This window comes from Lysinibacillus sp. OL1, assembly GCF_004332175.1.
Lineage (GTDB): Bacteria > Bacillota > Bacilli > Bacillales_A > Planococcaceae > Lysinibacillus > Lysinibacillus capsici.
Genome location: NZ_SJDS01000003.1, coordinates 17626 through 39632, shown reverse-complemented (window position 1 = coordinate 39632; position 22007 = coordinate 17626). Strand labels below are relative to the sequence as shown.

Sequence of the window (22007 nt, the reverse complement as noted above, 5' to 3'; positions counted from 1 at the left end):
TTTAATCGTTTAAAAGATATTTAGCTACAATTAATAACGCTATCTTGATTGAATACTGCGTGATATGAGCTAAAGGTAAAGATGCTGACCTGTATCATTCATTGCAACTACATCCATCTTTGTAGGTAAGAATTGATTCCTTCAGCCCTTTGGAAAGAAGTTGTAGGAACAGACCATATCATTTTAGAGAAATATTAATACTTGGGAGCGGAACAAGCTCTTTCCGCTCTAATGTTTTTTCATCAACAATTCTTATAGTTGGTGTAATGATTAGCGTTCGAATAGTAGAATCAGGTATAAAAACCTCAACATAACCATTTACTCGCCCAGAACCGCTTTTAATAGTTGTTGCTCCTACATTTTCATATACATTTCCAAGATTATCTTTTATGTCTACCATTAAAAATTCTGTCTCCCAATCAAGATTTCCCTCAAAATAAAGAGTGGTTATATATTTTCCCTCTGTTATTTGATTATAAAATAACTGGTATTGATCATTACCAAAGGGTATATTTACTTTTCTTGAATAGGCTCGGGTTGGTGTAAGTTCTAACTGAAAGTCCCAAGCTCCTTCTACAAGAGTCGTATTTTCCATACCTATAAAATCTTGAGGACGCCATTGAACATTTATCTTTTCATCAATTACTTTGTCTGAAATTCTCGCTGTAAACATACCAATCCAAGTAGCCTCATTCTTTTTAACGATTTGATGACTAAGTACGTCTAACTTGTTTCCGTTGACTTCTAAATCGCCCTTCCAAAATAGAGGGGGTTCATCTATCGATTGTTCGTGTTTCATTTCATAACTAACCGATACAATCGTTCCATCGAAAAAAGCCTCAGCTAATTCAATGGAGGTTCCGTTACTTTCGTCTATTTGATTGATGGTTGATGCATTATCACTAAATACTTGTAATTGGGGATTATCATTGCTATTTAATAGTTGCTGTACAATTGGTACTCGATTAGCCACTACAGGTAGCCAAATGCTGCTACTAGCAAAAATACATGTGAGCATGGCGACAATACTAACCCACTTCCATTTTTTAAATACATACTTCTTGGTTGAAGATGACCGTAAAACACTTTTTTCAATATTAATCTTTTCCCAATCAGATAATTCAATTGGTTCAATCTCATCAATATCTATTTCGATGAAGTCCTTTTCGTTCATTTAGATACCTCCCAGCTCTTCTGTTAACTTTAACTTACCTCGATATAAACGATTTTCTACAGCTGATTTAGATAGACCAAATATCTCAGCGATTTCTCCGTTGGAATATCCTAAGTAGTATTTCAAGAGAAAAATTTCCTGATCGTTTTTACTTAAATTTAAAATACTGATAAATAGTTGCTCTTTTTGTACTTTTTGTTCTACGATTCTTTCTGGTAGATCCTTGCTATTTGAAATTGATGAAAGTAACTCGACTGTTTTAGGCTTATTTTGAAGGCTTCTATATGTATCAATCGCTTTATATTTTGCAATAACGCCAATCCATTTTTTAAAATCAATCTCATCGCCAGTAAATTGAATACTCTTTTGCCAAATGGTTAGAAATACATCGTTGATACATTCTTCAATAGCTGTTTGATTGGGCTGTAACACTTTCACTACAATGGCTTTAACATAACCTCCATATTTGTTAATCACTTCTCTTAAAGCTTGTTCATCTTTTTTTTGTAGCTGATTAATTAATGAATACACGAAGTTAGAAAACCTCCTTTCCTTTCTTCTCTACAAGTAATAACGAGCAAATGAAAGAAAACTCTCACATTATTTAAATAAAAAAACAAATGATTCCTTTCCGCAACACATTATAGCTAAAAATAGAAACGGAAAAACATCGACTTACTGTTTCAAACCCGCTCCATCATCATGCATCAAAAAATTATTTTTTATCTTATGGACTGGATTGACAACTAATCATCAGGCTGTAACAAGCGCCTTTGAGTTTCATCCTATCAAGTGTTTAGTGATACTCATCCATCCTTCACCCAAGATTCTCTTTAAAATTACCTAAATACGATTCATTAGACGAATACCCTTTTCTCTTTCAACGGCATTCATACAATAAACTGAAGAAAGGAGAGATCTTGATGGGATACTTTGGAAACATGGGTAATTTCAATTGTTGTTATGGAGGCTATGGTAATGACTATAGCGGCGGTTATAGTATGGGTTGTTGTGGCATGGACTATGGCGGCAAAAACAATAGTTCAACATTCGTTTTAATCGTTGTGCTATTCATTCTTCTCATTATTGTCGGAGCAACATTCGTGCAAAAAGAATATTAATAGTTATTGATAAACATGAAAAAGGGATGATCTTCATTAATAGCAGCTCACATTAATGTCGATACATCCACAGCAAAGAGGGTCACTTCCAGCCTATGTGACCCTTTTTTAAACCTGCTTGTCTTTCACCTTATTTAATTTTAAATTCTCCATTTCTCACATTTGCGGTAATACACATCGCTAAAGAAATATAATAAGCCAACATTTTTACTCCCATTTACGCCCCATATCCGCTTTTACATCATAAAGTTTTTAAAAATGAAACCACCTAAAGCAATGAATCGTATACTTACTTAAGAAAAGCCAGCACTTTTTTGTAAAAGGGGTCAAGTAATGTGAGAGAATGGTTGCAAGGAAGGAAAAACAAAAAGAGAAGAGATAAGAGACGTAAAGATCAATATTCATTAATTGACTTATTTCTTGATGTACTAATTTGGATACAAGAATTACTTTTCCTCCCATTTAGAATCATTTATTGGTTGTTGAGAGGAGTTGGAAGGTTTATTGGAGAAGGTTTTAATTAAAAAACTGCTCAAAAGGATGTCATTTGATTTTTTGTACCAATATGATTGAGGCAAAGGAAAATTTTGTTGGGCATTCAAAAGGGATAAAGTCATTTAGTTGAGGCGCTGACCCTATCCCTCTCCAAGTGGCATTCTCCTTTAAATTAGATTAATTGGAGATAAACGGTGCTTTTTGTACATACTTTTGATTTTCTATTTGGTTAATGATGAATGTAGCTATATCCCGATTTGTTATTTTTGTACCTGGCATATCTCCAAGATTTTCCTTTATGAACCCTACTTCATCTCCCTCTACGATAAATGGAAGCCGAATTAGTGTCCATTTGATTACTTGATTATAGCTAAGGAGATGCCATTCTTTTTTCTTATCCATCATCATTTTTGAATAAATAATTTCAAATATCTTTGCACCCATTCTATTTATAATACTCTTTGTATCTCCAGCAATGGTTAGCGATCCACCCGTTACCCCAATATAACGATCCATATGTAAATCAGACATGACTCCCAATATATTTTCCGTTACTTTACTATAAATCGGTTTTTCTTTCATTGGTTGACCAAAAGTATTGATAACGATTTGACAATCTTTTAATAGCTTTTGAAGATCCTCGATATTTTGTACATTTCCTTCTATTACCTCAATCCTACTGTCTCTGAAAACTAACTTTTCTGGGTTTCTAACAAGCATCCGTACGTGATACCCTTTCTCTAATGCTTTAGAAGCAATGTAACGCCCCGCTTTACCTGTTCCCCCGATAATTGCTATCTTTTTATAAACGTCCATGATGCCCCCCTAATTATCATAATAATATGTATACGGGCAAATCATGGTTTAGATTCAATAATTCGATTATTCACCTCTCTTTATCAAATGAGATAAAGAAATAGTAATTTTGTTTATTCTAGCTAGAGCTTTTGTCTAAGCAAAAGAAAAAGAACCACTCTCTTAAAAGAAAATGGCACTTCAATGCCTCATCGTACTAACTTGATAATACGCTTTTTAGGTGTATTCAACTTAACTCTTGTGTAAAAAAATAGATCAGTGATTTATATTATTTACTAAGTCTTTATTATAGGCAATCCACTTCTCCATTTCTCTCTCGACAGCTCGGTTTTGCCATTCAAACCAAATACCTGTACATTCACTGCAGTGACTATCGACACCCTTTTTTTCATGTGTATCTTTACATGTAAACACAGTCTTTTTACGACAACTATAACAGTAAATGACTATGTCTTTATAAAATTCCATCCCGATCAACTCCTCAAATTTACACCTATTTCTTTCCTTTTTTCATCTAAATTATTCTTTAAAAAGAAATAAGTAAGGATGATGAGTGCCATCATGTTTGTCCTCTCCTTACTAATAAAAGCGATTCAAATCCTTACTATTAAGGGATTTGAATCGCTTTTTCTGTTAGTCCAATTTTCTATTTGAACCTTAAGGAGAATATAAAATCTTGGTATTGCCATACTTATTCAAAAATGACCAATAAAAAAGCAATTCAAGGTAATGGTATGATATCCTATAGACTTTGATATCGTACACAATTCCTTGAACCGCCTTAAATTATTTAGACTCTACATTTTCATCAGGAGAGTAATTATATTGAGAAGGATCAACTGGCGTATAACCTGTTGGCGTATAGAATCTCAATAGGTCACCATTCACGACTCTATCAGATAACGCCAATTTATGATCTACTTCATTTTTAATCGTCTTTGCTTCCTCTAATTGACTGTCGTCTAATGGTAAGCCTGTTTTATTATCATAATATTTTTCATTAATTGAATAAATCGTAGGGCTGACAAAATCGCCATTTCTAAATGGTACAATTTCATCATGCTCTTCTGATAATAAGTCTGAACCAAATTGAACAAATTGTTGTGAATCAATTCCTAGTAAATGCAATAACGTTGGCAGTAGGTCTGTTTGGCCACCATAGCTATGGTTGGTCCCACCTTGTATGCCTGGAACATGTATAAATAATGGTACACGTTGTAAATTAGCACTTTCATATGGTGTAATCTCTTTTCCAATGACTTGTTCCATCGCTTTATTATGATTATCAGAAATACCATAATGGTCACCATAAAGAACAATCATTGAATGATCATATAATCCTGATTCCTTTAATTGCTGGAAGACCTGTTGAATTGCTTCGTCTGCATAACGAGCTGTTTGGAAATAATTATCAACGCTTGCATCTCCCGTATTGGCTTTATCAATTGTCACTAAATCTTGATTCATTTTATATGGATAGTGATTCCCTACCGTAATTAATTTTGTATAAAAAGGTTGTGGTAAGGAGCTTAAAAGACTTTGAGATTGTTCAAAGAATGGTTTATCTAACAAACCATATTCAGCCATGTCCTCGGAAGTCCCTGTGTTATAGTAACTAGCATCGAAGAATTTGTCGAAGCCAAATGATTTATAAATTACATTTCTATTCCAGAAGCTTCCGTTATTACCATGGAATACAGCTGATGTATAACCATAATCTTTTAAAATACTAGGAGCTGCCTGATACGTATTTTGTGCTTTTGTAATATAAGCAGATCCTTGTGGTAATCCAAATAAAGAATTTTCAAGCATAAATTCTGCATCAGACGTTTTCCCTTGACCTGTTTGATGGAAGAAATTATCAAAATACAATGTATTCTTATCTTTTGCTAATGAATTTAAAAATGGTGTTACTTCTTCACCATTTAATTTATAGTCGATTAAAAAGTTTTGGAATGATTCTAAATGTAAATAGATAACGTTCATTCCCTTTGCTGCACCGAAATATTGGGCATTTGGTTTGGCATAGTTTGACTTTGTATAGTTAATTACTTCAGTAATATCACTACTATCCGCCAAAGCTCTCTGAGAAGAGGCTTTCATCGTTTCAACTGAGTCATAAATCGTATAGTTATACATCCCTAGATATTTCACAATATAGTTTCTATCAAAACCTCGTGTTAATAGTTGAGGACGATTAGTTTCAGCTAGTCCTAAATTAAGGATTGATACCGCTAATGCAAAGGCAATGATTGCCATTCCTTTTTTATAGCCAAAACGTTTGGTATCTTTTTGGATTTTTTTAGAGAATCGTAGATAAAACATAACCATTACATCCACAAAGAACAAGATATCATAAGGCTTTAATAAAGAAAGAACACTACCACCTAAATCTCCAAAATTCTGCGTTTGAGAAAGTGTAGGTAATGTAATGAAATCACTAAAGAATCGGTAATAAACAATATTGGCATATAAAACAATAGACATTAAAGTGTAGACAACAACGAGTGATGTGTATTTTCTTTTACCTTTAAATAAAAATGAAAATCCTAGAAATAGCATTGCTGAGCCTAGTGGATTTATTAGTAAAAGGAATTGTTGTATGACTCCTTCTACACCTAAGTCAAATTGTGATAGTTGAGAGATGTATGTTTTAATCCATAACATTAATACTGCTACTATATAAATTCCTAAAAAGTTTTGTAATAGGTTATCTTTTTTATTTGCTAGATTTTTCATTTTTGCACCTACCTTTTACTGATTAAATTAAAATCTAGTTATATATGAACTTAACTGATAAGTACTGTATGGCACGTTAAAAAATGTTACGTTACAATAGCTTTTTTCGCGACCAATGTATAGTACTCCCCATTTAAACTTCTGTCAAGTTGTTAGCTATTCTTCATATAAATATTTCTAATTAACCTAAATATTGTCCAAAAAATACCCAGTAAACATTAGTGTTTAACTAAAATTTACTGGATATTATAAGCCATAAGTAAATGCCTTCATGAAATCTGCCTCGCAATTTTTCTCATTTGGGCATCAAAAAATCTTCCATTCTAATGAATTGGAAGATAATCTGGTATGCTATTCACTTTTAGCTGATAAACAATTGGATTTTATTGCACCATTTTTCTAGCATATATATATTTCTACAGTGTCTCTCATTCTATTTAAACGTTTCTTTATTTATTTGAGCACCTACTGAATCTTTCAATGATGAAGAAAGACCTCTTCTGATTAGATTGGCAGAAACAGGCGCTCTCCCCATTTCCCTTGCCCAAATTGATAATTGTCCTATATGGTGAATTTCATGTGCAATGGTATGACGAATGACTTCACCCCATGTATGCGTCTCCATACTACCATCGGCTAATGGATTATGAAGTATTCGCTCTTCCATACTATCATCCCATTGCTTTACAAAGCTTTCGACGTCTAAATGAAATGCAGCTTCCAATTTACGAACCTTTTCCAAGCTATTATATTCATCAAAGCTCTCCTGAAAGTCTGTTTTCCCCTGTAAAAGACGAATCCAACTCCATTCAACATCAATGATATGGAAAAGTGTGTGTAATATACTGCCCATTCCTCCAGTTCGGTTTTGCAAAAGTTCTTCTTCAGTCAACTCTTCACACCAACGAAACCAACCTTCCCGAACTAGCCAATTATATTTAAAAAATGTTTGCAAAAAAGCACCTCCGTAGTTGTTGAAAAAATATTATAACTCACTATTTCTTCATATAAAGTGAGGATCCCTTCTTTGCTCTTTTCAGATATCCAAATAAGCACTACAAGTAACATAAGAATAACAAGATTCCTAAGCTAAATGTCTAGTAATTACCATTTCTGGTTACTCTTATGAATTTTTCTATAAACGTAATCTGCATTATCTAGGTTTTTCCAGCTACTAATAAAATTTAGTATTAGCATAAAAATTCCAAATAAAACAAATGCCACCATATATTTACCTATGAAAAATACAACAAATATTGCAACCAAAAGTAATATCATTAAAATTATTACGAGGATTTGTAATTTCCCCTTTTTCTTCTCATCCATCTGTTCAACCTCCCATCAGAGCGCCAATACTTTTCTTAAATGTTTTCTTTGGTTTATTTTAACATAAAAATTCATTTTTTCTAAAAAATCAATTATTTTATGTAAAAGCCAAACATCAGAAATTTCCTACCAAATTTACCTTACATAGTCTTGGGGTAATCTGAAATTTTAAGGATGAAATAGAAATAAACAAGGGATATTTTATTGGATAAGATAAATAATATCTTGAGGAGGTGTCGACATGAAACGAGACAAAAAAAATACAGAATTTGCAACAGACGAGCCAACAAAACAATCATTTGCTAGTGGAGCAGACCCAAAAAAACCTAATGGGCGCAAAGAATATACGGAAGCCCCACGCCCACAACGTGAAGAAGACCTTATTATGGATGAGAAAAAAGGTAAGTCAACTTCATTATAATGTAAGAAAAGTTAGTATTTTTGACCACTCTATTAGAGGTGGTCTTTTTTCATTTTCTCCACATCATGTAACCCTATTTAAAGATTGAGACCACCCATCATGGAGTGGTCTTTCTACTATTATTAAATACAGATTATTTTAATTAACTTATCTCATCGCCAGTATATTATATATTAAAACAAAAAAGTAAATTTATGTTTTTTAACCTAATTTTAACCTTTTATTGATAATCTATAGTTGTTTCAACAATTAAATTACTAGGAGGAATAATTATGACAGTAGCAGTAAAAAATTTTAGTAGTATTATGAATCAAATGAGAGATGCTTATACGGGAGAGCAAACCAAAGAATTTTCTTTAGCAGCGTTCATTGGACTTCAAGCTCCTTCATTATCAGACGCACCTGATGAATTACAAAAACTAACACAAGAATATCAGGAGAACGTTAATAATTTTTATGTGCAAGAAGAATTAGACTTAAAAGAAAATGTTAAGCAATTAGAAATTGATAAAAATCAAACAACTTTTTTTGAAAATATGCGTAAGAAAAAAGAGGAAGCTTTAAAAAAATCGGAAGACATGATCAATAAATACTACGATTCATTGATAGATTTTGGTGAAGAGCATCCTTCAGCCCAAACACTAATACTTACTATTGCTGATAAAGTCGGTGCCTTTATACAAGATATTATGGATAAAGTTTTAAATGTTTTTGTTACCGTTGTGGAAACTGTAAAAAATGCAATAAGTGCTGCTATTAATTTCATTTCCTCTACTTTTAATTCAATTGTTAGCACTACGAAAAATTTCTTTTCTAGTTTATTTTAAAAACATTCTTAGCAGGACTGTCTATGGACAATCTTCGCTATGTATCATAAAATATCACTTCAGCAATACCCATTGTTTTCTAATAAAAAAGTAGTTATTTATTAGATTGCTTCTCTAAAGATAAAACAGGTGTGAAAGTGCTCCTCAGTACTTCACACCTGTTTATTCATTTTAATTTTTAACTATGCAATTTTTTATATTTTAATCTAGCACCTCTTTTTATCTCGATGCTCTGTATGATAGAGGAACAGGAAGGACGCTACATCGACAACGCAAACTTCTTCCACGTTGATGACATCGAAACAGTATCCGATGAACAGCTATACGAAAACCTATTAGATGAGTTCCCTTCTTGGCTACAAGAAGCAAAGGAAAAAGGAATATTGGCACAATGACTAACCTTGAAATAAAAAAGCCCAGGCTCAAATTTATGAGGACCTAGGCTTTGTGCTATGTTAAAATCAAACTTCTACATATACTTTTTCATTATAAGAATAATTTTTTTTATTACACCATTTACGATCATACACTGAGTTAAAACTCCTTTAATATATCCCAACTGATCTAGATGTTACATTTACTATGTTAATCATACCATTGTTCAAAGTCGCATACAAAATGGTAGCTGATAGTTTTGCAGCAGTAGTTGTAGAAAATGTACCTGTTTTATTAATTGTAGTACTTCCTGCTATAGAATTTACAACTTGTGTTAAATTGATTATTATTTTCTGTTAAATTAGAGTTAAAATTAGATGTTGCTTGCTCTAAATATTTAAATTCAATAGGGATAACTCCTTCTGGAATTCCTGTTACAGTTTGAAGATTAAATCTTTCATCTAGTTGGTCCATTGTTTTAATAGAAGTTGTTTCTACAGCTTTATTTTGTTCTTCTGCTAATGCAGAAAATCAATCGATTGACATTCAATATCTTTCTAAAAAAAAGTGGATCTCCTTATATCGAATCCACTTTCATTTTTCTTTACGAATTAATTGCTGTAATAACCCAGATGGAAATGTTAACAGAAATAATAATTAGAAGAAGCGTGTAAATTAGATACTTATCATCTTTTTTCTTCTCCGTTTTAAAGAATAAAATTTTGATTAAAATCAATACTACTGCAAGACCGCCAAGTATTTTTTATACCTATACAAGGTATATAAATTTGCAAATAAGAGAGTGCTATGATAGCACTCTTATTCTACTTCTTAACCTTGATCTTCAATGGTTTCTTTAATCTTATCAAGCTGTATTTGAGAATCAAATGACACATCTACTTGTGCATCATGCAATCTTACCTTTACCTCGTTTACTCCTTTTAACTTTCCAACACTTCCTTCTATAGCACTGACATAATGCCCACATGACATTCCCTGTACATTCAATGTTACATTTTCCATATTTTTTCACTTATCTAAAATGTTGTTTAGCACTACATACACCATAGGGGTATATAAAAATCAAAAAATTATTTTTTCATTAAATTTTTGAATAGTTTTAACTAATTCATCTAGTACCGTTGCATCTCCTTCTGAAAGTCGATTAACAACACAACCTTTTAAATGACCATCCAATAGGATTTTAGCTACGCTATTTATTGCTGATTGTGTAGCAGAAAGTTGTGTAATTATATCATCACAGTAAACATCTTTATCAATCATTCCTTTAATGCCTCGAATTTGTCCTTCGATACGATTTAATCGAGTTGTTAAATCATTCTTTACACGCTCTGGATGATGACTCTTTCTAGTGGAAGTAATATTTTCTATAAGAAATTCCACTTCTTCTTTTTTAGAATTTTCCATTAGCATAACCTCCTCACAAAAATATAGTACCATACCTCAGTTAGGTATATGAATTTAATTGCCTGATTTAATGTATGAATAAAATGACAAAGTCGATTAATGTGTAATTAACTTTCTTCCTTGATTGAAATGTTTTAAATTTGTAACTAACTTTTAAAATTTTTGTTTTTGCTAATTTGGCGTAATGCTATTTCTATCTCTTCCTTAGAATACTTTTCAAATAAAGATATTAATTGTTTTATTTCTTCTTTTGAAAAAGCCTTATTTATTTTTTGTAGATCCATACTACACCTTCCTTTGTAATGAAAATTAGCATTTGACCAAATCTCTTTTGCGATTTCAAATCTTAGAAGCAACTTTTCATTCTTTAGTTATCCTACATAAGTTAATTGTTTTCCATTACTGAACACTTCACTAATAGTTCCTCCCCCTAGACACTCTTCTCCTCTATAAAACACAACTGCTTGTCCTGGAGTTACTGCACGAATTGGTTCATGAAAGATTACTTTGACTTTAAAATCATCTATGTGTTCTACCGTTACTTTATTGTCTGATTGACGGTAACGAAATTTTGCAGTACATTCAAATGTTTCTTGAGACGTTTCCTTTGATATCCAGCTTATGTTATTAGCAATTGCAACATCTGAATAAAGCTTTTCATTATGGAATCCTTGTTCCACATATAAAACATTTCTATCAATATCCTTACCAACTACAAACCAAGGATCTCCGTCCCCACCAATTCCCAAACCATGTCTCTGTCCAATTGTATAATACATAATTCCATCATGATGTCCGATAACTTTTCCATTCAAAGTCTCCATATTACCTTGCTGAGCTGGTAAATAATTACTTAAAAAATTTTTAAAATTTCGTTCACCTATAAAGCAAATACCTGTACTATCTTTCTTGGATGCAGTTGCCAGATTAGCATTTGCTGCTAATGCCCTTACTTTTGGTTTTTCAATGTCACCTAGCGGAAATAACACTTTACTTAACTGCTCTTCTGTTAATTGATTTAGAAAATAAGATTGGTCCTTATTACCATCTTTCCCTCTTAACAAATGAATTTCCCCATCTTCTCTTAACACTCTGGCATAATGTCCTGTTGCAACATAATCTGCTCCAAGATCCATGGCATAATCTAGAAATGCTTTAAATTTAATTTCCTTATTGCATATTACATCTGGATTTGGTGTTCTTCCCATCTTATATTCCTCTAGAAAGTGTGTGAATACTTTGTCCCAATATTGCTTTTCAAAATTCACCGAATAATAAGGTATATCCAATTGATTGCAAACTCTAATTACATCATTGTAGTCTTCTGTAGCCGTACAAACACCAAATTCATCTGTATCATCCCAGTTTTTCATAAATATTCCCAATACATCATAGCCTTGCTCTTTTAGAAGCATTGCGGCAACAGAAGAATCAACTCCTCCCGACATTCCTACAACTACACGTATATCTTTTGTTGCTTTCTTCATTTATTTCTCTCATTTCTTTCTATATATTTTCTACTATATTGAAATCTCTTTTAATAAGCTTTCTAAATCCTCTTTCGTATAATAATAGCTTTCATTACAAAAATGACATTGAGCCTCTGCCTGACCATCCGTATTAATCATATCTTGTATTTCAACGCTACCTAAACTTAAAATTCCATTGGATATTCTATCTCTAGAACAATCACATCGGAATTGAACTGGAATGGAGTCTAGAACCGTGATATTTTCTTCACCAAGTAATTGTTGTAGAATATTTTCTGGTGTTACGCCTTGTCCAATCATGGAAGAAATCGAAGATATTTTCTTTAAACGTTCTTCAATCTTTTGAATTGTCTCTTCTTCAGTATTAGGCATTAGCTGAATAATAAAACCACCCGCAGCTTCAATAGTTAAATCTTGGTTTAACAGTACCCCTACTCCAACCGAAGATGGAACTTGTTCTGAATGTAATAAATAAGAGGCAAAATCCTCACCTATTTCACCAGACGTCATGGGAACCTGACCGATAAATGGATGGTTTAAGCCTATATCTTTCGTAACCGAAAGAATTCCGTTAGTACCCACCGCCGATTTAATATCAAGTTGTTCATTTTTTTCACTGTGGACATTAGGGTTTGCTACATTTCCTCTGACTTCGCCTTTAGCATTAGCATCAACTAAGATAGTTCCAATTGTCCCACCACCATTTATTTTTATAGTTAGTTTTTCCTCACCTTTTAGCATGGCACCGAGAATAACTCCTGCAGACATTGAACGCCCGAGGACAATCGAAGCAATAGCTTGCATATCATGTCGACGTCTTGCTTCTTTAATCGTGTCTGTTGTAATGGCAACATATGCACGTACTTGATTATTATAAGCAGTTGCTTTTACTAAATAATCTTTCATTTTACTTTCTCATCCTTTTTATTTATTCTTTCGATTTTATATGGCGGACCTTTTCTGGTGTTACATCATTTCCTAGTTGATCTAGCACCATCATAGTAGAGAAAGTATTAAGAACTTGCCCTCGTATTTCACGGAGATAATCTTCTCGGAGCATTTGTTGCTCTACTTTTTCAGCATTTGTTAATCCTTCATTACGCATTTTTTTAGCTAAATCATTTATACGGCTTAAAGAGTCAATCATTTATTTCACCACCCTCATTACTATTTATTCAATAATTTCCGTATGGAAATAACATTTCATATGGTCTAAAATTGTTGCTTGCAGATTAGTAAATGTTGCAACACCTCGTTTATGAACTATTGTTTTGAATCCTTCTGCATCTGCTCCTGCTACTGTTAAAAAATCACAAATATCTGTTGTAACAACAATATGAACCTTCTCTGTCCCCAAGTCTCTCAATTTTTCAGCTAAACCAGTTTGAAAGAATGCATTATAGTTTTTTTTTGATGAATAAATTACATTATCTAATTCTTTATTTTCTTCATACAATCATACAAATCACCATATAACTGTTGCCCTTCTGTATCAACAATATTATGAGCCGGCCATATTTCAAAGTGCTGGTCATTTAGTTCGTGCGCATCCATTGCTATAACAATTACATTTCCCTCTGCTAAAAATTTATTTTCTAAATCCTTAATATAAGGTACAATGTCTTGCGCAGGCTTTCCAACTGTTAAAGATCCATGATCTGCTACAAAATCATTGCTTATATCAACAATTATCAAAGTTTCTTTTGCCATTTCCCCACTACCTAAAGTATTTTTTTTAAAATACCCATCCTAGTCTAAACGCAATAATAAATGACTTATAAAGTTATTGATTGTCTGTTGTTTCTTTTAACTTCTTCTATATTTTTCATCTTTTTGTCCCAACAAGCTTGACTTAAATTGACAGGATATTCGGCCGGATTCAATAAACGTTTGTACTCTTCCCATAATAGGGTTAGTTGTTGCTTTGCATAGGATTGGATTTCTTGAATCTTCGGTGATTCATATACAAGTGTGCCATCCAAAAAAATATCTTCGTGTAAATCTACAGCTATAAAATTAGTTACAAATTTTCCAATGTACGTCATCACAGGATGGAACATGAAGTTTTTCTTCATTCTCTGGATGTTCATTAGATAAGACAATATAATCTCCTTCTAATTTTTTCGTATAGTTGTTAGTTATGCGATATACCTTTTTCAATCCTGGTGTCGTGACTTTTTCAGGGCTCGCAGAAATTTCGATGGTGTCATCATCTGTCCATTTTATATACAGCCCCTAAGGCCGGTTGATCAAATGCGGTTATCGCTTTAGTGCCAACTCCCCAAGCATCGATTCTTGCTCCTTGTACTTTTAAACTTGTAATCGTATATTCATCGAGATCATTTGAAGTGAAAATTTTCGCGTCCTCAAATCCTGCTTGATCTAATAATCTTCTAGCCCTTTTGGAAAGATAAGTTAAATCTCTACTATCCAACCTTATACCAATAAAATTTATACTTTTGCCCAGTTCTTTGGCGACTTTAATTGCCATTGGAATACCTGATTTTAGAGTGTCATAGGTATCAACTAAGAATACGCAATCTTGGTGACATTTTGCGTATTTATGGAAAGCAGTGTAATCATTTTGATATGCTTGAACAAAAGAATGCGCATGTGTTCCTAAAACTGGAAGATCAAATCGTTTTCCTGCTCGAACATTACTTGTGCTAGAAAACCCACCAATATAAGCGGTTCTCGTACCCATAATGCCGCATCAAATTCATGCGCACGTCTTGTACCAAACTCTGATACTGGTTGGTCGCTCACGACTTGTTTGATGCGAGAGGCCTTTGTTGCTATAAGTGTTTGATAGTTGACGATATTCAACAACGCTGTCTCTATTAGTTGAGCTTCAATTAATGGCGCTTCAATACGTAGAAGTGGTTCGTTACCGAATACAACTTCTCCTTCTTTCATAGCACGGACATTTCCTGTAAAACGAATAGTTCGCAAAAAGAAACATAGTCATTTTGATAGCCAAGTTCTTTTAAATAATCCAAATCGCTTTCAGAAAAGTGAAACGTTTGGAGATATTCTATAACTCGTTCTAGTCCAGCAAAAATTACATACCCATTCCCGAATGGTAATTTACGAAAATATAATTCAAATACAGCTTTTCGTGTATGAATTTTATCTTTCCAATAGGCTTCTGCCATATTGATTTGGTACAAGTCCGTATGAAGAGCATAGCTATCATCTATATAGTTACTCACAATGATCCCCCCTAAACTAACAACTCCTTTGGACTTGCTCTTAATAAATTTGTTATTAAGAATTCTTTTTTGCACTATTATTGAAGAGATCTTTTGCAAATGAAACAAGTCTATGTGCTTCTTCTCTTCGAAGAAAATTTACATCTAAAGCATTTGGTCCTAGACGGAAGCGATCAAGTGCATCAGCATCCTTAAAAATCTGATATAGAAGCACAGTCCGTTCATTTAACGAATTCTTCATTTCTGATATACCCAACGAATCATCCTGGTCATGGTAATAAGTAATGTAATAGGTTTGCTCATTATATGGTAAATCGTACTTAAGGCAATAGTCTTTGTAATACGCTGCCGCACGACTACCATGTCCTTTATCAATCCCATCATCTAGTCGTCGAGAATCATGGAAAACGGCTGCCATCGCCAACGCATCTTTTTCTTCCTCACTTAAGCCTTTCTGATGCCCGATAAGGAGTGCCAATAATAGAACACGAGCGCAATGTGTTTTAGTATGCCATACACTATTCGGAAGCCAAAACTCTATTCTTTCGTCCATAAATGTATACCATCGTTCATAAGAGTCTTGTATTGGGTGACAGACTGGATTTTTTAGAATATTTTCAAGGAACATTACTCATTCTCTCCTTTTATCTCAAATTAACCAATTGCTGTAACACGTCCGCAATATCGCCGTTAACTCCAATCGACTTTGAAGCAATGATATCTGGAATAAAAAGTTCTGATCCTTTATTAAGAGTAATATAGGTTGCATTTTCCTCAAGACCTGTTAACTTCATAAACGGAGCTTTTATCAATTGATTTCGTGCACCTACACCTAATTCTATTAGTACTAATTTTTTTCCGTAAGCATTATCAATAAAACCCTGATAAGCCTGATAATTCTTTTGCCAAGCCTCACCTCTTAAAAAATTCTGATCGAACTCTATATGCACTTGCATCGGCCCCCCACACTCTGGACACTTAGGTATTAAATCTAGAGGGATTTTTCCATTCTCTTGGCTTTGGGCCATTTTGCTTAAAATTATGTCCCCTTGGTAAATATGCTTATGACAACCCATGGAGCATTGTAAATTTCGACAATTTCCTTCTATTTCGAAGAGTCGATCCTTTGAAAAACCGGCTTGGCCAAAATGATTATCTATATTTGAGGTAACTACAAAATAATTTTTATCTTTTACAAGTTCATAAAGATTACTCATAACAGGACTTGCCTCATGTTTGTATAAAAAGTAGTTATACATTCGGCTAAAGTATGCCCATTTGTCTTCTTCAGCAGGGAAAGGATAAAAGCATCCTTGTATAATACTTCGAAATCCAAATTTTTCACGAAAATCTCCAAAATTCTCTTGAAAGGCTTCATTATAGGCAAATATATGAACCCCCTCCGAAATAGAAAGACCGTTGCTTGCACCAATTAAAATACAATCAGCTTCATCTATTTTTTCTAAAATCTTATTATATTTCTCTATCAAAAGATTCACCTTCCTTATCAGTTTCTAACTTTAATCTTTGTTTGTTCTCATGCTACTGAGCATGTATCGTATTCCTATTTTTATTTATATCGAACTTTGTATTCCTACTTTTTTCTGCTCAGTCATTACATCTCTCATCACTTGTGCTATATCTTTATGAACAGCAAGTCCCTTATCTTTTAGTTCAGGAGGAAGTATATTATGATCTGAATTTGGATTAATAGTAATGTAGTATGCATCTGACCAACTGTAAGTCATGTTCCAGAATGGTTCTTTAATAAACATTGGTGTCATTAGTCCGACACCTAATTCTAAAAAAAGAGCTTTCTTATTTTGATTTTCCAAAAGAAATTCACGATATTTTTTATGCTCATCTCTAAATTTAGTTCCTTCCAAAAATACAAAGGAACGCACCCACAGTTCCATAGGACCTCCACACTCTGGGCACTTTGGAACCATACTAGATGGAACTCTTGTCCCTTCAATATGGGCACACAATTCCTTTGCTTGTTCTACATAAGGATAGATTTCATCGTGACAAGGACCACTACATTGTATATATGTCCAGTTACCCTGAATGGCACTTACTTTTTCTTCAGGAAATACTTGTAAAAATTGTGTATCTTGATTTGTAGTAAGAATATAATAGTTTTTATCTTTTATAATTTCATATAAATCCTTATAAGGCTGACCAATAGGAACATCAGCAACAAAATTAATCAAAGTAGCAAGATATGCCCATCGTTCTTCTTCTGTATGAAATTTATAATAAAAACCACCAAATATACTATCAATCCCATATTTTTGAGCAAAAATATTAAAATATTTTCTAAAGTTTTCATCATCCTGATACCAATTGTATCCTGAAGCCGCAGACATCCCTGCGGCACCCCCAACAATAATCGCTTCTGCTTCCTCAATCATTTGCAGTATTGTATTTATATTTTCTTGATATTGTGATTGCATATTATTTTCTCCCTTATTTCTTTCATTTATTAAGCACCCTTTAAAAATATAATCGTGGTACAGGATATAGTATAGATGGTATATCCTCTTTAACAAGTGTGCACTTTTTAGATACATACTATCTTAAATGATAGTATATTAATTTTATCCATAAACCTCTAACTATACTGATCGACATTCCATCAATAACTTACTCACCATATATCATATGGAGCCACTGAGAACTCTTTTCCCTTCATTTTTAGAGCATCCTGAAGAACACGAGCAATGTCTTCTTTAATTACAATTCCTTTATCCTCTATATATCTAGGTATCATGGCATCTATAGGGTTAACACTAATGTTGTAAGGCTCTATGCAAACTATAAGTCATCTCCCAAAATGGCTCTTTAATAAACATTGGTGTCATTTTACCTACGCCTAACTCTAGAAATAGAATCTATTTAAATTTGTTTTTCATAATAAATGCTCGGTATTTTCTTATTTCATGATCAAAATTATTTCCTTCAAGGAACGTACGTGATCGAACCCATGGTTCCATATCTTTCCCGCATTTTGGACATATTGGTATCAAATTCGTAGGAATTTTTGTGCCATCTATGTGTGCGTACATTTCTTCAATTTGGTCTTCATTTGGATATATCTGATCATGGCAAGATACAGAACATTGGAAATAACGCCAATCTCCTTGAATTCGGGAAACAATCTCGTGAGGGAATGCCTTAGAAAACTGAGCATCTTGATTTGTTGTAACGATAAAATAGTTTTTATCTTGAAGTAACTGCGATAAATCATGATAAGCATGTCCAATTTGAGCATCATATACATACTTGACTAACGTAGCGATATAGGCCCAGCGTTCTTCTCTCGTTGAAAAACGGTAATAGAAGCCATAAAATATGTTTTCAATACTATATTTTTCTGCAAATTATCCAAAGTGATTTAAAAAGGATTCGTCCGTTTGATACCAGCTATACCCGGCAGCAGCAGACACACCCGCAGCACCACCGACCACTATTGCATCCGCTTCTTCTATTTTCTGAATTAATGTTTCTATATAGTCTTGATATAGTTGATTAAGCATGCTTTTATTTCCTCCTATCAATTTCTAATAAAACGCTAACATGTAAACCAGGAACTATGTTTAGAAACATTTCTTTACTTTAATATAAATGCATTATATAGTTTGTATAAATTGATGAACAAGTATGCACTTTTTAGACGCATACTATCTGGAAGGATAGTGTAAATATGAATGATTCGAAATTAGATACCAGTAAAGAAGGGTTTTCTGACAGCCAAGAACCTTTTTTTGGCTACACACTTTCCGTTATCAGCGGTAAATGGAAGTTGCTTATTATTTATCATTTATCAAAAAACGGTACAGTGCGTTATAATGAACTTCAGCGAATGTTAGGTAAAATAACTTATAAAACGCTCAGTTCTACTTTAAAAGAAATGCAAAATGACGGATTAGTTTTTCGTAAGGAATATCCACAAATTCCACCAAAGGTCGAATATAGTCTCACTGAAAAGGGACAAACACTCTGGCCTTTAATTCAAGGAATGTGCCACTGGGGAGAGCAGAATCAAGAAAATTAAAGAAACAAAAAAGGTATAGCACCTCATTATTTGAGGTACTATACCTTTTTTTAGTTATGCAATTTAAAAATTATTTTGTTGCAACTAATGAATTCTGTTGTTTAATCTCTAGTATGGATAAATGCATACTATAATTTCCATATTGAAGAAGTTCATTAAGAAAAAGATTTAATTGATCTTGTGATTTTATTTTTATTTTCAAATGATAACAACCTTCACCTGATACACGGTGAACTTCAAGTACTTCATTTCGTTCCTGAACAAAATTTATAAACAAATTATGGTTTGCTGTTTTCATATAAATAATTACAAACGCTGTATAAGAAAGGCCTAACTTCATCTCATCGATTAGGAGCGTGTAGGCTTTAATCACACCAGTATCCTCTAGTTTTTTAATACGATTACCTACAGCTTGTCCTGTCATATGAATTTGTTTCCCTAGGTCTTTCCATTGTATCCGTGAATTTTCGGATAGTAGCCGTAGAATTTGAAAATCAATGTTATCTAGTTCCATATTAAATTTCCTTTCACCATGAAATAAATCGATCTAAAAGTGTTTCATCAAAGTATCGATAGAAATCAAGATAATATATATCATCATATTTGTACCAAAAAATTTTTTAATGAGGTGGATAAATATGAGTACAGCTTTAATCATTGTCGATATTCAAAACGACTATTTTCCAAATGGAAAAATGGAGTTAAGCAATCCTGATAAGGCAGCCACAAATGCTGCTAAAGTTCTTAATTGGTTTAGACAAAATAACAAGGACAATATTTTTCATGTTCAGCATATTGCAAGCAACCCAGAGTTAGGCTTCTTTCTCCCAAATACTGAAGGTGCTGAACTACATGAAACAGTCCGCCCATTAGAGCACGAACAAATTATCGTGAAAAATTTCCCTAACAGCTTTTTAAAGACTGAATTAGAAAGCAAATTAAAAGAAAAAGGAGTTAACAAGGTAGTAGTTATCGGCATGATGACACATATGTGTATTGATGCAACAGTTAGAGCTGCAGTGGATCTAGGCTATGAAACTACTCTAATAGAAGATGCATGTGCGACAAGAGACATGTCATACCAAGATAAAACAGTCCCTGCTGAACAGGTGCATAATGCATTTGTCAGCGCGCTAGGAAGTATGTATTGCACAGTAAGTACAACTGAAAATTTCTTACAACAGAACAACTAATTAAATAAAAAGGGGAGTTATTTAACTCCCTTTTTTTGTTTATATTACCTAATCATTAACACCCTTATATATTAGTTTAGCTAAATATCTTCAGTATTATTAATTGCTTTGAGCTATCATACTATATTTTTTTACATAGCTACAACTGTAATATGTTCAATAAAGTTTGAAACTGTTAAAAAATTTTTATCTTTCAAAAAACTGAAATGAATAAGTTATTTATTTTGAAAAAAAGGGTTTGATATAATAAACCTATAATTATTCCTTCTAAAAAACTAATATTACCATCTCATATATGGATTCTTTATCAAGATATTAGTTTCGTTATTAAAAAAGTTTGATCATTTTGTAATTGAGTTGCTCAACAATCGCGCCCGATTGCTGAATATCGGTTTTCAATTAAAGGCCCTGTAATTGAAGTATAGGAATGATGAATGATGAATGATAAAAAATGCAGTTTGTTTTAATGCGCCAAATATACAGATTTTTATTCAGATAATACATTCTACATAATCTTGAAAAGTACTATCGTAGCCCTGTTTATATATTTGCATAAAAAGCTGTATAAACAATATTTAAAGGAAAATCCAAAAAATGTTGGTTTAACAGTATTTCTTGGATTTCGGTCTCTCTCCAAACTTTCATTTAGGAACGTTTATTATGATTGTTTCGTATAGCTTATAAGTCCTTGTTGCACTAAAACGCCCGATTGCTTAAGAGAGTATTGGTACAAATAGAACGTCAGAAAAATGTCTACCGATATTAATGTGTATTAATGACCTATATTATCGTTGTTACCACTAAGTGGTTCTACTACTTCTCCATCTTTATCTATTACAATACTGTCGGTTTTCTTATTAGCCTCGGTCAAAGACCCATAATAAATAAAAACATCAAAAGTAATGATAGCAATCATTGTTAATACTATAGAAATTCTCTTTTTCATAAAGTAGTCATCTCCCTACATATAAATTTATTTTGTTCTAATTTTAATATACACTTTTTTCCAATCTAATCCAATTAAAGCACAGCCCTTATTCAACAACTACACCCGTTAGTGGAAGTATAACCTTCCAAAAGCGTCGTTTGGGGACATTTCATAAAAGAATGTTATTCAATAATATGGCCCGTTTGTTGAATAACTCAATTACATTTATAAGAACATTTTTTATTTTTCAAACGACTAATCAAACTTAATAATTAAACTTTTAAAATCGGGAAACTGCACATTCTTAAAATTAAATGAATATCGGTTGTCTTGAAGTCTGCTCGGCAATTTGTATGCAATTAACCTTATTGCGGCTTAGTTCTGTAACAGTTACCAAACGTTTTA

29 protein-coding genes and 2 pseudogenes are annotated in these 22007 nt (G+C 32.8%); 8 read left to right on the top strand and 23 right to left on the bottom strand.

All coding sequences use genetic code 11. The features are described from left to right. Window positions 1-178: 178 nt before the first annotated feature. Both EW028_RS07390 and EW028_RS07385 read right to left on the bottom strand, forming a co-directional pair. Window positions 179-1174 carry a DUF4179 domain-containing protein gene (locus tag EW028_RS07390; protein ID WP_131520453.1) on the bottom strand — a complete coding sequence of 332 codons (996 nt, stop codon included), beginning with the start codon at window positions 1172-1174 and terminating at the stop codon, window positions 179-181. Next, the gene (locus EW028_RS07385; protein ID WP_048395075.1) at window positions 1175-1705 is read right to left on the bottom strand and encodes a sigma-70 family RNA polymerase sigma factor; all 531 of its coding nucleotides are present in this window, start codon (window positions 1703-1705) and stop codon (window positions 1175-1177) included. Window positions 1706-2097: 392 nt separating this feature from the next. On the opposite strand from EW028_RS07385, the gene EW028_RS26055 reads away from it, so the two are divergent. Both EW028_RS26055 and EW028_RS07375 read left to right on the top strand, forming a co-directional pair. Next, complete coding sequence (locus EW028_RS26055) at window positions 2098-2295, top strand: YjcZ family sporulation protein (RefSeq protein ID WP_048395072.1); 198 nt, start codon at window positions 2098-2100, stop codon at window positions 2293-2295. A gap of 335 nt (window positions 2296-2630) precedes the next feature. After that, complete coding sequence (locus EW028_RS07375; protein ID WP_131520452.1) at window positions 2631-2819, top strand: hypothetical protein; 189 nt, start codon at window positions 2631-2633, stop codon at window positions 2817-2819. Between the two features lie 148 nt (window positions 2820-2967). Here EW028_RS07375 and EW028_RS07370 read toward each other — a convergent pair whose 3' ends face one another. The 4 genes from EW028_RS07370 to EW028_RS07350 form a co-directional block, all read right to left on the bottom strand. Further along, on the bottom strand, window positions 2968-3606 hold the full coding sequence (locus EW028_RS07370) for an NAD(P)H-binding protein (protein ID WP_066036529.1): 639 nt from the start codon (window positions 3604-3606) through the stop codon (window positions 2968-2970). 786 nt (window positions 3607-4392) lie between these two features. Beyond that, window positions 4393-6345, bottom strand: coding sequence for a lipoteichoic acid synthase (gene ltaS / locus EW028_RS07360; protein WP_131520451.1), 1953 nt, complete (start codon window positions 6343-6345; stop codon window positions 4393-4395). A gap of 433 nt (window positions 6346-6778) precedes the next feature. Next, on the bottom strand, window positions 6779-7300 hold the full coding sequence (locus tag EW028_RS07355; RefSeq protein WP_131520450.1) for a DinB family protein: 522 nt from the start codon (window positions 7298-7300) through the stop codon (window positions 6779-6781). 149 nt (window positions 7301-7449) lie between these two features. Continuing rightward, window positions 7450-7671: a hypothetical protein gene (locus tag EW028_RS07350; RefSeq protein ID WP_131520449.1), complete on the bottom strand. Its 222-nt coding sequence runs from the start codon at window positions 7669-7671 to the stop codon at window positions 7450-7452. A 241-nt stretch (window positions 7672-7912) separates the two neighbouring features. Here EW028_RS07350 and EW028_RS07345 point away from each other — a divergent pair, with 241 nt between their 5' ends. The 4 genes and pseudogenes from EW028_RS07345 (at window position 7913) to EW028_RS25230 (ending at window position 9654) form a co-directional block, all read left to right on the top strand. Next, entirely contained in the window at window positions 7913-8092 is a 180-nt protein-coding gene (locus EW028_RS07345; RefSeq protein ID WP_048393711.1) for a hypothetical protein, read from the top strand. 272 nt (window positions 8093-8364) lie between these two features. Further along, entirely contained in the window at window positions 8365-8919 is a 555-nt protein-coding gene (locus tag EW028_RS07340; protein ID WP_131520448.1) for a hypothetical protein, read from the top strand. A 239-nt stretch (window positions 8920-9158) separates the two neighbouring features. After that, window positions 9159-9314, top strand: a pseudogene (locus EW028_RS07335) (VWA domain-containing protein); the annotation flags it as partial. A gap of 202 nt (window positions 9315-9516) precedes the next feature. Next, on the top strand, window positions 9517-9654 hold the full coding sequence (locus EW028_RS25230; protein ID WP_193767339.1) for a hypothetical protein: 138 nt from the start codon (window positions 9517-9519) through the stop codon (window positions 9652-9654). Window positions 9655-10125: 471 nt separating this feature from the next. Here the strand turns inward: EW028_RS25230 and EW028_RS07330 are convergent, their stop codons facing one another. From EW028_RS07330 to EW028_RS25570, 15 genes and pseudogenes are all read right to left on the bottom strand, one after another. Then, window positions 10126-10317 carry a copper ion binding protein gene (locus EW028_RS07330; RefSeq protein ID WP_131520447.1) on the bottom strand — a complete coding sequence of 64 codons (192 nt, stop codon included), beginning with the start codon at window positions 10315-10317 and terminating at the stop codon, window positions 10126-10128. Window positions 10318-10377: 60 nt separating this feature from the next. Next, window positions 10378-10722 carry a metal-sensing transcriptional repressor gene (locus tag EW028_RS07325; RefSeq protein WP_131520446.1) on the bottom strand — a complete coding sequence of 115 codons (345 nt, stop codon included), beginning with the start codon at window positions 10720-10722 and terminating at the stop codon, window positions 10378-10380. 146 nt (window positions 10723-10868) lie between these two features. Beyond that, window positions 10869-11006, bottom strand: a complete 138-nt coding sequence (locus EW028_RS25225; RefSeq protein ID WP_193767338.1) for a hypothetical protein — start codon at window positions 11004-11006, stop codon at window positions 10869-10871. 87 nt (window positions 11007-11093) lie between these two features. Next, window positions 11094-12209 carry a tRNA 2-thiouridine(34) synthase MnmA gene (gene mnmA / locus EW028_RS07320; RefSeq protein ID WP_131520445.1) on the bottom strand — a complete coding sequence of 372 codons (1116 nt, stop codon included), beginning with the start codon at window positions 12207-12209 and terminating at the stop codon, window positions 11094-11096. 33 nt (window positions 12210-12242) lie between these two features. Beyond that, entirely contained in the window at window positions 12243-13118 is an 876-nt protein-coding gene (hslO, locus tag EW028_RS07315) for an Hsp33 family molecular chaperone HslO (RefSeq protein ID WP_131520444.1), read from the bottom strand. Between the two features lie 22 nt (window positions 13119-13140). Next, complete coding sequence (locus EW028_RS07310; protein ID WP_131520443.1) at window positions 13141-13359, bottom strand: DUF896 domain-containing protein; 219 nt, start codon at window positions 13357-13359, stop codon at window positions 13141-13143. Between the two features lie 24 nt (window positions 13360-13383). Next, complete coding sequence (locus EW028_RS25825; RefSeq protein WP_250783485.1) at window positions 13384-13668, bottom strand: cysteine hydrolase family protein; 285 nt, start codon at window positions 13666-13668, stop codon at window positions 13384-13386. Next, window positions 13644-13922: a cysteine hydrolase family protein gene (locus EW028_RS25820; RefSeq protein ID WP_250783486.1), complete on the bottom strand. Its 279-nt coding sequence runs from the start codon at window positions 13920-13922 to the stop codon at window positions 13644-13646. The genes EW028_RS25825 and EW028_RS25820 overlap by 25 nt, the downstream gene beginning before the upstream one ends. A gap of 65 nt (window positions 13923-13987) precedes the next feature. Next, complete coding sequence (locus EW028_RS25815) at window positions 13988-14302, bottom strand: hypothetical protein (RefSeq protein WP_255501581.1); 315 nt, start codon at window positions 14300-14302, stop codon at window positions 13988-13990. Between the two features lie 119 nt (window positions 14303-14421). Then, window positions 14422-14916, bottom strand: coding sequence for a beta/alpha barrel domain-containing protein (locus tag EW028_RS25810; protein WP_255501592.1), 495 nt, complete (start codon window positions 14914-14916; stop codon window positions 14422-14424). Further along, window positions 14832-15367 (bottom strand): annotated as a pseudogene (locus EW028_RS25805) (hypothetical protein). The gene EW028_RS25810 and the pseudogene EW028_RS25805 overlap by 85 nt, the downstream one beginning before the upstream one ends. 112 nt (window positions 15368-15479) lie before the next feature. Continuing rightward, entirely contained in the window at window positions 15480-16052 is a 573-nt protein-coding gene (locus EW028_RS07295; RefSeq protein ID WP_131520442.1) for an HD domain-containing protein, read from the bottom strand. Window positions 16053-16068: 16 nt separating this feature from the next. Continuing rightward, complete coding sequence (locus EW028_RS07290; RefSeq protein WP_131520441.1) at window positions 16069-16914, bottom strand: Sir2 family NAD-dependent protein deacetylase; 846 nt, start codon at window positions 16912-16914, stop codon at window positions 16069-16071. Between the two features lie 84 nt (window positions 16915-16998). Next, window positions 16999-17880, bottom strand: a complete 882-nt coding sequence (locus tag EW028_RS07285; RefSeq protein WP_131520440.1) for an SIR2 family NAD-dependent protein deacylase — start codon at window positions 17878-17880, stop codon at window positions 16999-17001. Between the two features lie 927 nt (window positions 17881-18807). Continuing rightward, complete coding sequence (locus tag EW028_RS25570; protein WP_227744895.1) at window positions 18808-18963, bottom strand: hypothetical protein; 156 nt, start codon at window positions 18961-18963, stop codon at window positions 18808-18810. A gap of 167 nt (window positions 18964-19130) precedes the next feature. Here EW028_RS25570 and EW028_RS07275 point away from each other — a divergent pair, with 167 nt between their 5' ends. Beyond that, the gene (locus tag EW028_RS07275) at window positions 19131-19481 is read left to right on the top strand and encodes a winged helix-turn-helix transcriptional regulator (RefSeq protein WP_131520439.1); all 351 of its coding nucleotides are present in this window, start codon (window positions 19131-19133) and stop codon (window positions 19479-19481) included. Window positions 19482-19551: 70 nt separating this feature from the next. On the opposite strand, the gene EW028_RS07270 is transcribed toward EW028_RS07275, so the two are convergent. Further along, window positions 19552-19995, bottom strand: coding sequence for an Lrp/AsnC family transcriptional regulator (locus EW028_RS07270; RefSeq protein ID WP_131520438.1), 444 nt, complete (start codon window positions 19993-19995; stop codon window positions 19552-19554). 124 nt (window positions 19996-20119) lie between these two features. Here EW028_RS07270 and EW028_RS07265 point away from each other — a divergent pair, with 124 nt between their 5' ends. Continuing rightward, window positions 20120-20674 carry a cysteine hydrolase family protein gene (locus EW028_RS07265; RefSeq protein WP_131520437.1) on the top strand — a complete coding sequence of 185 codons (555 nt, stop codon included), beginning with the start codon at window positions 20120-20122 and terminating at the stop codon, window positions 20672-20674. A gap of 772 nt (window positions 20675-21446) precedes the next feature. On the opposite strand, the gene EW028_RS25220 is transcribed toward EW028_RS07265, so the two are convergent. Further along, window positions 21447-21620 (bottom strand): hypothetical protein, encoded by a 174-nt coding sequence (locus EW028_RS25220; RefSeq protein WP_193767337.1) that lies wholly within the window; start codon window positions 21618-21620, stop codon window positions 21447-21449. Window positions 21621-22007 lie beyond the last annotated feature (387 nt).